Annotated in this window: 9 protein-coding genes; all 9 read right to left on the bottom strand. The window is 26.9% G+C overall.

Annotation, left to right across the window (positions count from 1 at the left end):
• Positions 1 to 236 precede the first annotated feature (236 nt).
• The 9 genes from scfB to CNEONATNEC86_RS05605 all read right to left on the bottom strand — a co-directional run bounded on the left by scfB (position 237) and on the right by CNEONATNEC86_RS05605 (position 12,621).
• Complete coding sequence (gene scfB / locus CNEONATNEC86_RS05645; protein ID WP_159115812.1) at positions 237 to 1,592, bottom strand: thioether cross-link-forming SCIFF peptide maturase; 1,356 nt, start codon at positions 1,590 to 1,592, stop codon at positions 237 to 239.
• Positions 1,593 to 1,712: 120 nt separating this feature from the next.
• Positions 1,713 to 1,850 (bottom strand): six-cysteine ranthipeptide SCIFF, encoded by a 138-nt coding sequence (gene scfA, locus CNEONATNEC86_RS05640; protein WP_058294276.1) that lies wholly within the window; start codon positions 1,848 to 1,850, stop codon positions 1,713 to 1,715.
• 207 nt (positions 1,851 to 2,057) lie between these two features.
• Positions 2,058 to 4,004, bottom strand: coding sequence for a methyl-accepting chemotaxis protein (locus tag CNEONATNEC86_RS05635; protein WP_159135662.1), 1,947 nt, complete (start codon positions 4,002 to 4,004; stop codon positions 2,058 to 2,060).
• Positions 4,005 to 4,262: 258 nt separating this feature from the next.
• Positions 4,263 to 6,197 carry a molecular chaperone HtpG gene (gene htpG, locus CNEONATNEC86_RS05630; RefSeq protein WP_159135661.1) on the bottom strand — a complete coding sequence of 645 codons (1,935 nt, stop codon included), beginning with the start codon at positions 6,195 to 6,197 and terminating at the stop codon, positions 4,263 to 4,265.
• 124 nt (positions 6,198 to 6,321) lie between these two features.
• Complete coding sequence (locus tag CNEONATNEC86_RS05625; protein ID WP_243145348.1) at positions 6,322 to 6,819, bottom strand: HD-GYP domain-containing protein; 498 nt, start codon at positions 6,817 to 6,819, stop codon at positions 6,322 to 6,324.
• A gap of 11 nt (positions 6,820 to 6,830) precedes the next feature.
• On the bottom strand, positions 6,831 to 7,163 hold the full coding sequence (locus tag CNEONATNEC86_RS05620) for a PAS domain S-box protein (RefSeq protein WP_058294272.1): 333 nt from the start codon (positions 7,161 to 7,163) through the stop codon (positions 6,831 to 6,833).
• A gap of 281 nt (positions 7,164 to 7,444) precedes the next feature.
• On the bottom strand, positions 7,445 to 9,475 hold the full coding sequence (locus CNEONATNEC86_RS05615; RefSeq protein WP_159135658.1) for an FtsX-like permease family protein: 2,031 nt from the start codon (positions 9,473 to 9,475) through the stop codon (positions 7,445 to 7,447).
• Positions 9,465 to 10,232, bottom strand: coding sequence for an ABC transporter ATP-binding protein (locus CNEONATNEC86_RS05610; RefSeq protein WP_125148355.1), 768 nt, complete (start codon positions 10,230 to 10,232; stop codon positions 9,465 to 9,467). The genes CNEONATNEC86_RS05615 and CNEONATNEC86_RS05610 overlap by 11 nt, the downstream gene beginning before the upstream one ends.
• Before the next feature lie 679 nt (positions 10,233 to 10,911).
• Positions 10,912 to 12,621, bottom strand: a complete 1,710-nt coding sequence (locus CNEONATNEC86_RS05605) for a methyl-accepting chemotaxis protein (RefSeq protein WP_159135657.1) — start codon at positions 12,619 to 12,621, stop codon at positions 10,912 to 10,914.
• Between the last annotated feature and the right edge of the window lie 265 nt (positions 12,622 to 12,886).

The raw sequence follows: 12,886 nt of genomic DNA, 5'->3' as shown, positions 1-12,886 counted from the left end.
TGAAACAAAGAAATAAAGCTATCATGTTCTGCTAAGACTTGCATTCAAAAATGAAACTTTAGAATTCTTACATCAATGATTGTTCCAAAATTGTTTGTCAAATTGCTTAATTGGAGCAAACGGTTTTGGACACAATCATTGATGTTTGAATTCTTAGTTTCATTTTTGTAGCAAGCGAGCAGAATCTGACAGCTTTATTTCGGTTATTCACTCTAAACTCAGTACATCCTATATGTTTATTCTACAGCTTTAAGAGCAATTGCACACTCAATTCTCTTCTTTTGCATTTTACATCCAATTTCATATGGAATATTCATATCACCATTAAAGTTTACATTATTAGCCTGGCATCCACCACTACAGTAGAATCTTGCCCAACATTCTCTACATTTTGGCTTATTATAAATATGTGATAATTTAAATTTCTTAGCAAGATCACTATTGAAAGTATCTTCATAAATATCACCAAGTTTAAATTCTTCTTTACCTACAAATTGATGACATGGATATACTTCTCCCTGTGGAGTAATAGCCACATATTCAAAACCTGCTCCACAGCCTGATATTCTCTTATATACACATGGACCACCTTGAAGATCTATATTAAAATGATAGAATTTGAATTCATCGCCTTCTTGCTTTCTTCTCTTCATTTCATGATATAATTTATCATAATTTTCAAATATTTGTGGTAAATCTTCTTCTCTAAGTGATAATGGATGACCATCTTCTAAAACAACAGGTTCTATTGATAATTCTCTAAATCCCTCATTTACCATCGCCATAACATCTTCATAAAAATCTGTATTATCCCTAGTAAATGTACCTCTTACATAATAAGTTTTCCCTGGTGTTCTTCTTTTTATCATTTCTTTAATATTGGGAACTATGTCATCATAAGATCCGCTGTTATCAGCTTTTATTCTAACATTATCATTAACACACTTTCTTCCGTCTAATGAAAGAATTATATTTCCCATTTCTTTATCCATATAATCCATCATTTCTGGATTTAAAAGAGTGGCATTAGTAGTCATTGTGAATCTTATATTCTTATTCCACTTAGCCTCATTATCTCTAGCATATTGAATGATTTCTTTAATCTTATCCATGATTAACGTTGGTTCTCCACCAAATAAATCTATTTCGATATTTTTTCTTGGTCCACTTCTTTTAATTACATAGTCAATTGCTTTTTTAGCCGTCTCAACACTCATAACACCACCATGTCCATGGTAATCACCTTCATCAGCAAAGCAATACTTACATCTTAAATTACATCCATGAATAACATTTAAACAAATAGCTTTTATATAGTCCCTATCATCCATTGAACTATGAGCTATTTCTTCATACGCATCTTCAGAATATAGTATTCCATCTTCAGCTAATTCTTGTATTTCATCATAAGCTTCTGATAATTCTTCTTCATCATATTTAGCCACTAGATCTCTTAATATTTCTGATTTATTTCTTAATTTATCATCATCTAAAATATCATACACCATTTCATCTACAATATGAACTGCACCTGTATTCACATCTAAAACAAAATAGTTTCCGTCTTGTTTGAATTTATGTATTAAACTCATCACGCATCCTCCTAATAATAAATAAAGTCTCCCATTATTTTAAACTCTAAAATTATACTTCTTTAATTTAACCCTAAAACATAAATGAAGCAGCAACTTCCAGTTACTGCTTGGTCAAAATTAGTTTTCACATTCTAAGTTTGCAACTGTGCAAGAAGTCTTACAAGCTGATTGGCAAGAATTTGCACATTCTTTACATCCTGGTTTGCATAAACTATTTTTGATGTTTGGTCTGTTTATTGTCTTAATATGTTTCATTGATGAAATTCCTCCATTTGAAATTTTCCCTAGTAATTATACCATTGTTAGGCTAAATTCTCAACAACTATAAATTACTTTGGAAAATTGTACATTATTTATTACTCAGTATTACTTTATGATTATAATTTTATAATTATGATAATAAATTAATAACTATATAAAAATATCTATAAATTATACGTATATAAATTATATTATCTTACTTTACTCGACCTTAAAATCCTGTACAGAATTATATAAAGTTTCACTTATAGCATAAGTATCATCAGAGTCGTCTTTTAACCTATCACTGCTAACTGCTATAGAATTAGCTGATTCTGTTAATGTCTCAACTGTGGCTAATACCTCTTCAACCCCTGCACTTTGTTCTTCTGAAATAGCTGCAATATTTGTAGCTATTTGTGTACATGATGCTATTTTTTCTTTAATTATTTTACTATTTTTACCAGTCATTTCAACTGCATTAATAATTTTTTCAAATGTTTCTAAAGTTTTAGTAACTACATCTTTGCTTGAATTAACACATTCAACGCTTTCTCTAGTTGCCTCACTTGTATCATTTAAATTATTATTAATATTATTTATTAATTCAGTTATATCATCAACAGCAGAATTACTTCTTTCTGCTAATTTTCTTATTTCATTAGCAACAACTGAAAAACCTTTACCTGCTTCCCCAGCCCTCGCACTTTCAATACTTGCATTTAATGACAGTAAATTAGTCTGCTCTGCAATTCCCTTTATTAACTCTATAATGCTCTTCATTTCCTTATTAGCATCTATTACTGTATTAATATTTAATTCAAGTGTGTTGGTTGATTGCTTTATTTGTCTCATAACCTGATCTAATTCATTCATTGCTATTTTACTTGCATTTGATATCTCAATAGTAGAACTTACTCTTTCATTTATATTATCGCCTAACTCAGAACACTCTTCCATTGATTCTGATAAACTTACAGTACTTTCTGCAACATCAGATACACTTGTTGCTATTTGCGTCATAGTCTCTTTTAATTCACTCATAGATTGTGACTGAGTCATTGCTTCATTTTGAAGTGTATCTACAAGTAAATTTCCTTCTTTACTCTTTTGTTTTAATGTATCTGATGTACTTATAAATGTACCCACTTTTTCTCTCATACTTCTTGAATATTTTCTTAATGTATTAGCCATTAATCCTAATTCATCGTTACTTCTAGTTTCAACTTCTATTGTTAAATCTCCACTAATCATATCTGTTAATGCATTTGTAACGTTTTGTACAGGTTTAGTTATAGTTGATAAAAGTCTCCATTGTAATCCCCCTATAATTATCATACATAAAATAGCTGAACTAAACATAAAAGTAATAGTTTTATCTAAATCACTAAGTAATATATCAGTTTGTATAAAACTAACTAATTCCCAGTTTGTACCTTCAACATCTTTGCTTTCAACTGTATATTCTCCAACTTCAGCAGGGCTACTATTTTTTATAGCATCTTCAAGTGAAAAATCATTGAACTTTTGTATACTATTACCTATATATTCTGTGTTTTCATATGCTATTATGCTATTATCTGTTTTATCCATCAACAACACTTTTCCATTATCAAGAACTTTTGTTTCAGATATTTCTTTACTTAATTCATCTAAAAAAATATCTGCACAAATTATAGTTCCATCTTTAAGAGTTCTACTCGCTGTAACTATTTGTCTTCCAGTATCAGCATCTTTATAAACTTGTCCCAGTTCAAATTTTTCTTTATGCTCATTTCCTTCTTTATACCAATCTCTTGTTTTTGGATCTACTTCCGACACATATCCTGTAGAATCCATATACTCTCCATCTGATGTATAAAGATATATTCCAGTTTCTAATCCAAAACTGCCAGATAATGATTCTATATAATTTTTATTATATCCATTTTCTTCTATAGCTTGTCCTATAGATTCTAATATAGAAATTTTTCCTCCTACTTCATTTTCTATTGTTTTAGTTTTTTCATCAGTCTTTGCTTGCAAAATTTCCTTGCTATAAGTTATTATTGAATTTTTATTTAAAGTGTATGAAAAAATCAATAATCCAACTACCAGAACTAAAATTAATGGCAATGTAGCTAGTAATAATTTTTGTTTTAAGCTTATTTTTACCCGTTTGTTTTTCATAATCATTCCCCTTATTCTATTATTATTTTTTCATATTTGCTATTATTTCTGCTATTTCATTAACAGACCATTATATATTTTTATCGTTTATTCTACAAAAAAACTTTAATCATTATCATATATATATAATATTTTTAACATTTATATAATATATTTAATATTTATGTTGTTTTTTAAGTTTTAAAATAAATTTTATAAAAAAATAAGTAGTTATTTGAAATTAATCAAACAACTACTTATTTTTAAAGAAGATTTTTATTATAGTGAAATAACTTTACTTAATAATTCATTATTTCTCTTCAAGAATTTATCCATTTCATCTGCATTTAATTCTTTATTTGCAATTTTAGCTAAATCTAAAATGTGTTCACAAATAACCTTAACATCATCTTTTTTAGAATCATCTTTAGCCACTTCTGCAAGTTTCTTAACAATATTGTTATTGTTATTTACAACTAAAGTTTTTTCTTCATTAAACATTCCTGCAAATCCCATTCCAGATTGAGCATACATCTTACTCATTTCAGCCATTCTTCTTGATTCTTCTGAAATTAAAATCATAGCTGGAGTTTCAGCATTTTTAAGAGATTCAACTGATATCTTAGGAGCATTTTCTCCAAGAGCATTCTTAAATACTTCCTCTATTGTCTTATTTGCTTCAACAGCTTCAGTATCATTTTCATCAGTTTTTGACCCTAATGTTTCAGATATATCTGAATCTATTCTCTTAAATTTAACTCCATTTTCATGCATTTCAAGGAATGTTATGAAATGATCATCTAAAGTACAATCTAATATAACAGCATCTAAATCATATTCTTTAAACATCTTAATATATTGTGATTGCTTTAATTCATCATTTGCATAGAAAACTTTGTTTTCATGCTTTTCTTTATTGGCTTCAAGATAATCTTTTAATGTTATAAATTCACCTTTTAGATTCTTGAATATGATTATATCTTTAATCTTATCATAGAACTTCTCATCTCTTAAACATCCATATTTAATGAATATTTGAATATCTGGCCAGAATTTATTATATTCTTCTCTACTGTTTTTAAATAAATCAACAAGCTTATCAGCAACCTTCTTTATTATATGATTAGATATCTTAGCAACATCTCTATCATTTTGAAGGAAACTTCTTGATACATTTAAAGGTAGATCAGGACAATCAATTACTCCTTTTAATAATAACAAGAATTCTGGAATAACTTCTTTTATATTATCTGCTACGAATACTTGGTTATTAAATAATTTAACTTGACCTTCTCTTATTTCAACTTCATGAGTTAATTTAGGGAAGTATAGGATTCCTTTTAAGTTAAATGGATAATCAACATTTAAATGAATCCAGAATAATGGTTCATTAAAGTCCATAAATACTTTTCTGTAGAAATCTTTATATTCTTCATCTGTACATTCATTTGGCTTTTTCATCCATAGTGGATGTGTATCATTTAAAGGCTTTGGAGCTTCTGGTTCAACTAATTCTTGATATTCAGTTCCATCTTCCTTTTTCTTAGTTTCATATTTAGGTTCTTCTTTTGGTTTATTTTCATCTTCTAAATATATTTCTGTAGGCAAGAATGAACAATATTTTGTTATTATTTCTCTTACTTTATATTCTTCTAAAAATTCTTTATCTTCTTCATTTATGTATAATGTAATTGTAGTACCTCTTGCACTTCTGTCTTCTGAAGAAGAAATTTCATAATCTGTGCCGCCTTCGCAAACCCATTTAACTGCTTCAGCACCATCTTTAAAAGATAATGTATCTATTTGAACTTTAGTAGATACCATAAATGTTGAGTAAAATCCAAGACCAAAATGTCCTATTATATCTTTACCTTCATCCATCTTATCTTTATATTTTTCAAGGAAATCTGTAGCACCTGAAAAAGCAACTTGATTAATATATTTCTTTACTTCTTCTTCAGTCATACCAATACCATTATCACTGAATTTTAAAGTTCCTTTTTCCTTATTAACTGAAACTACTACTTTATATTCCTCATCTTCTGACGCTTTAGCTTCTCCAAGTGATACTAGTCTTTGAAATTTACTGATTGCATCGCAACCATTACTTATAACTTCTCTAATAAAAATGTCTTTGTCAGAGTATAACCACTTTTTGATTATTGGAAATATATTCTCTGTATCAATTGAAATATTACCATTTTCTTTTATCATATATAACCACTCCTCTATTTTTTTCTCTAAAAGATATTTTATATCTACACAAAATGATTGTCAAATCATAACTGTACTATATTTATAACCTTTATATATATATATATGTATGTTTTTCATATATTTATTTAATATGTTTTATAAAATGTTCAACTATATCTGGATCAAACTGACTTCCTGAACATCTTTTTAGTTCTCTAATAGCATCATCTTTTTTTATAGCTTTTTTATAAACTCTATCATGAGTCATTACATCATAAGAATCAGCCACATTTATTATTCTTGCTATAACAGGTATCTCTTTCCCCTTTAATCCTAATGGATGCCCTGTTCCATCATATTTTTCATGATGTGCTAATACACATTTAGCTACATTTACAAGTTCACTAGAAGCATTTATTATTCTATACCCTTTTTCTGCATGAGCTTTCATTATTTCAAATTCTTCATCTGTAAGATTTCCCTTTTTCAAAAGTACTTCTTCATTAATTGCAATTTTGCCTATATCATGAAGCTCTGCTGATAATATTAGTTCATCTAATTCAGAAGTTTTTAGCTTCATAACCCTTCCTATGTTTAGTGCATATTCTGTTACTCTTTCAGTATGTTCCCTAGTTCCCAAGCTCTTTTCCTCTAAGCTTTTCTGTAAAGATTCCATAATTGTACTTTTAAAACTTTTCTTCTCCAAAAGTTTCTTTCTATAAAGTTTTTCTTCAGCTCTTTTGATACATTAGAATTTTCTGTTATACATTCTTTTATCTGATCATTATATATTTTAGCTAGATCTTTTGGAAATGCTTCTTCATTACTTTTTCCAATTACTTCATTATATTTTACACCATACGTCTTTTCATATAGACTATTCAAATACAATATTTTGAACTCTATATCTTCAATCCATACTGCAAATGGAAGGTTTTCTAAAAACATTTCATATACTTCTAATATATTAGTATAATCATTCACCAAAAATTCACTCCTTAGTTTCATTTATTTTATACTTTCAAAATTATCATGTTATATATAAAACTTTTATTTTATCCAAATATGCCATATAAAACTAATAATATCAGATTTTTGGTTATTTTAATAGAAAAAACGTATCTTTAAAAATATACTTTAAAGATACGTAAACATAAATTGTCTTAATATACTTAACTTATTTTGTTAAATTAGTAAATTTATAATATAAATAATTAATTTTATAATTTTTATTATAATGATATTAACATAAACCATCTTTCCCTCTAACTAAGTTCATTATTTATTACATTTTTATAAGATATATATGTGGCATATAAATATCCACCATATACAATTACTAATATTAAGGCTGTGATTAACATAGGATAAATTTTATTACTTTCTCCTAATGCAAGAAGATAACTATTTACAGTTTTTATTCCAACATAAGAATGTACTAATGCTAAAGCTAATGGAAATAAAAAGAAGGTTAATACTTGCTTAAATATACTTTTATTAATAATCTTCTTACTTGCTCCAATTTTATTTAATGATATATACCTCTCTAATGAATCATTACATTCACATAACTGCTGAAGTGATAATACTGCTGCACTTGCTAAAAGAAATACTATTCCTATATAAATTGCTATAAATAGAAGTATGGCAGATAAACCTTTATTCTCTGTATAACACATTTCACGAGTATATCCATCTATATAAAAATCTTCTTTCTTACTATTGTTATTTCTATCCAATAACAATTTATCCATTATCCCTTCTAACTCTTCTTCTTTACTATCTCCTACTATGTTAAAATTTAAAGCTTCAGCAATCTTATTATTCTCACTTACAGTATTATCTGGAACAATTATAGAAAAAACATTTATGGCAATTGGCATATTAAAAAAAGATTCTTCAAGCAATTTATCATTTTTTATCTTATATTCTTTATTTTCAATTTTTATTTTTTTATTTTTATCTAAATAATTTTTAACCATATCAATCATAGAGGAATAGTTACTGCTTATTATAACTTCATCTTCATTTAATACTATTGGATCTAAATCTCTTAATTTTCTAAAATTATTATAATCTGATATAGTTATAAAATCCGCCTGACTCGCAATAGGGTAATTAAGCATTTCACGTTTATCATCGCTCTCTGCATAGTTATATAATAAGCTCTTTAAATCAAAATTTATTGAGTAAGCTGAAAGAATTGAATATCTCATCTTACTTAAATCAAGATCATATTTCTTTACACTTTCCTTTAACAAATCAATATCTTTAAAATTATTTTTAGAATCATTACTCTCCCAAAGAATTGATACGTCGACTGGAGTATTTTTCTCTAATCCCTGCTCCATGGAATTTTTTACACTTAATCCTGATGCTAAGCTTCCTATAGTAACTAATAACATTAAACATATTACACTCATCGAAAGAAAATTTGTATTGAATTTACTTGAAATCTGCTTAATTGTAAAAGCGTTTAATCCATTTAAATATAAATTATCATTCTTTTGTAATATTAATATCATAAGTGATGAAGCACTATAAAAAAATAATATTGTACCTATAATTCCAAATGCAATTGCTATTTTAAACTGTATTGTATAAAAATCTAATTCCGATATGGTTATGCATTTATACGCAATTCCAATAAGCATAAGTGATAGAAGTAAAAATATACTTGATATATATGGATTTTTTATTTTTATTTTTTCACTCTTTTTATTTACATATAGCAGATCTATTAATTTATATTTCGATATAACAATTATGTTAAATATCATTACAATTACATACATTACTCCAAAATATACTACTGTTTTTACAATTGCCTCAATAGATATTGAAAAAACATATTTAGTCATCTCAACATCAAATAATTTTGCTGTAAATACTGATAAAACTTGTGACAAAATAAGTCCTAGTATTAAACCAATTCCAAGAGATATTAAACCTATAAATAAAGTTTCAAAGAATAATATTATTGACATTGATCTTTTTCTCATACCAAGAGTCATATAGACTCCAAATTCTTTGTTTCTTCTTTTTATCAAAAAGTTTGTTGCATATATTATTAAACTTCCAAGTATTACAGAAACACCAACTGATAAAATAGACATAAATTGATTCATTAAATCTATATAATCTCTTTGCAATGAATTCATCTCTACCATCATTGTTTGTGAATTAATTGAATTAAAGCTATAAAATATACATACCGCAAATGTTAATGTCAAAAAGTAAACTGCATAATCTTTAAAACTTTTTTTTACATTATTTACTGCCATTTTAAAGTACATCTTTACTTTCACCTCCAAGAACAGTTACAACATCAATAATTTTATTAAAAAATTCTTTTCTACTGTCTTCACCCCTTACAAGTTCATTAAATATTTTTCCATCCTTTATAAATAAAATTCTATTTGCATAGCTAGCTGTAAAGGCATCATGTGTTACCATCAAAATAGTTGCTTCTAGATCTTTGTTCAAATTTTCAATAGAATTTAATAATAATCTTGCTGACTTAGAATCTAATGCTCCAGTTGGCTCATCAGCTAAAATTAATTTAGGATTATTTACTATTGCTCTTGCTGCTGCAACTCTTTGCTTTTGACCACCTGACATCTGATATGGATACTTATTAAGAACTTCTTTAATATCAAGACTCTCAGCTGCTTTATCTACTAATTTTTTAACTTCTTTGCCCTTCTTCCCTGCAATAGTAAGAGCTAATGATATATTTTCAAAAGCAGTTAATGTATCTAGCAAATTAAAATCTTGAAATATGAATCCCAATTTTTCTCTTCTGAAATCCTCTAACTTTCTGCCTTTTAATCTTGTAATATCATCATTATCAATAACTATAGAGCCTGTTGTTACATTGTCTATTGTAGATATGCAATTAAGAAGTGTTGTTTTACCACTTCCTGATGGCCCCATTATTCCAACAAATTCACCTTTTTCAACTCTAAAACTTATATTATCAATAGCTTTTGTTACATTATCTTTATTTCCATAATACTTTTCTATATTAACTACATTTAAAATACTTTCCATTTTTTAATTCCTCCTAATTTTGAAAATTACTTTTGTAAAAGCATTCTTAATAAGGAATAACTAATTTTTTTCTTTCTCATAACAATCATCCCTCATATTTATTTCTAACTTATAAGTTTATTTTAAACAATTTAATAGATTTTTCATATTGAAGTATCTTTCATTAACCTTACATTTTTGAAAGATAAAAAAAATATCTGTATTATAGAAGATAAATATATTGTGTGGAATCAGAATTTAGTGGATAACAACCGAAATCCAATACCTAAAAATATAGTTTTCTATCAATTATAGTAATTTATGAAGATGCTTATAAAAGTTATGTAATTCCCAATAAATAAGCAAATTCTTAAGAACCTATATTCTGATATCTATAAATTGATATCCTTTAAAAAATGGTAAAATATTAACTTTTTGAATCTTTAACATCTATAAATAACTATTCCTTAAATTAAAAATGTATTTATGTATAGCAATAATAATACCGATACTATGAATTTAGATGAGACAAAGAAATAAAGCTCTTATGTTGGCGGTGTCTTGCATTCAAAAATGAAGCTAAGAATTCAAACATGCAAGGTCTGCATGTTTGAATTCTTAGCTTCATTTTTGTAGCAAGCGAGCCATACATAAGAGCTTTATTTCGGTTGTTTCATTCTAAACTTTGTGCGTCCCTTATTTAAATTGTGAAAATATTAATCTCATTTGATAATTTGTCACTAATTTCATTTACTTTATTTGCTGATTCATATGCATCATTCATTATTTTGTTAAGCTCTGCTGATATTCCAGCAGTTTCCTCTGTACTAGCTGCATTCTCTTCTGCTATAGAAGTAAGAATTTGTATATCTTCAACAATTTCTTTTCTAGAATTATCTAAAGTTCCTACATTATCGCTTATCTCTTTAACACTTTGATTTGTTATGTTAATTCCTTCATTAAACACATTGAAAGTATCTTTAGTCTTATGTACATTATTATTCTGAACTTCTATAATGTCTTCAACTTTTTTCATAGTCTCTACAGTATCATTAGAATTTATTATAAGATCTTTTATTATCATTTCTATTTTCTTAGCTGATTCAGTTGACTGATTAGCTAATTCTTGAATTTGACTAGCTACAACTGCAAATCCCTTACCATGTTCTCCAGCTCTAGCTGCTTCTATATTCGCATTTAAAGCTAACAATGTAGTTTCTGATGCTATTTCTGTAATTAATTCTGTTGCTTTCTTTATATGTTCAACTGAATTATTAGTATTTTGTGTTTTTGCAGAAATTGTATTAATTGCATTTTTAGTTCTTTCATTTGCATCACTTAAATTATCTAGAATATCTAAAACTTCATTTCTTAGTCTACTCATATTTTCACAATTCTTATATAGTTCCTTAACATTTATAACACTCTTTTCTACCATTTCACCAATCACCATAACACTCTCTGCTGCTGATTGGGTATTTTCAGCTTGATTAGTAGAACTCTGTGCAACTTCTTCTACAGTCTTTTCAACTTCTTTTGTCATGTTGCTTGACTTATTAGATTTTTCCCTCAAATCTGATGCAAAATCTATTAATGTACTAGTTGTGTCTGTTATGTTCTGCACTATACCTTTTATGGAATTCCTAACATCTTCTGTTGCTCGTGCAATATCACCAATCTCATCTTTTCTCTTTAAATCTTTACTATCTAATTTCGAATTTAGTATTCCTTTTGAAACTAATTCCAGATTGACTACGCTTCTTCTAAGACTTTTTATAATCATACTCATAGAAATTAAAATTAGAAGTATTGCAATTATAATAACGATAGAAGTGCTTGTAACATTTCCTATTATTACTGTTAATATAGAAGAATCCATATCAGCTTTTGGTATTCCTGCAAAAAACATCCCCACTACCGCTTGAGTACTTGGTTGTTTTATAGGTATATAATATCCATAATATTCTTTATCTCCAATAAGAGTATGTGTACTAAAATATTCCTCATTATTAGTCAAAACAGCTATAATTGCTTCATCCTCAGCTTCAAAGCCTAGTAATCTGTTGCCTCTATCATCTTTCATTGTGGTTGATACTATATCTTTTCCATAAAAAAATGTATATTCTATATTAGTATTTTGCTTTAAATAGTCTATTTCTTCACTATAATTAGAAACTACAAATTTATACCCTTTACCTAATTTACCATTTGATAATACTGTATAATCTTCTTTATTAATCATATCATATGTTTTTAATGCTGAATGTGCTGCTACTTTTAATTGCTGCTTGGACATATCTTGTATCGTATTTCTAACATTTAATGAAGTGAAGCCCCCTAAAGATATGCCTAATACTGCTAATGGTATCAATGCTAGTAATAAAATTTTTCCTTTTAATTTAAGTTTCATATTGCCCCCTCCTGTACTGCTCAATAAAATTCTGTTCATAAATATAACAAAATTTTACTTCTAATTAATAAAAATATAGTGCTTTAAGGTCAATTTTTATCTAAACCTTAAAACACCCTTGTTTTGTAATAAATACCTAATTTATTATATCTTTCTATTTACTATTTTTCAAGTTTTTTATAATTTTTTTTGTAAAATATTAAAATTTTTGCTATAAACTTAATAATAACAGAGTTCCTTCTTCTATATTATAAAAAATATCATA

The organism is Clostridium neonatale (genome assembly GCF_900465025.1).
Taxonomy (GTDB): Bacteria; Bacillota; Clostridia; order Clostridiales; family Clostridiaceae; genus Clostridium; species Clostridium neonatale.
The sequence above is the reverse complement of the archived record's forward strand: the minus strand, read 5'-3'. Positions and strand labels throughout refer to the sequence as shown.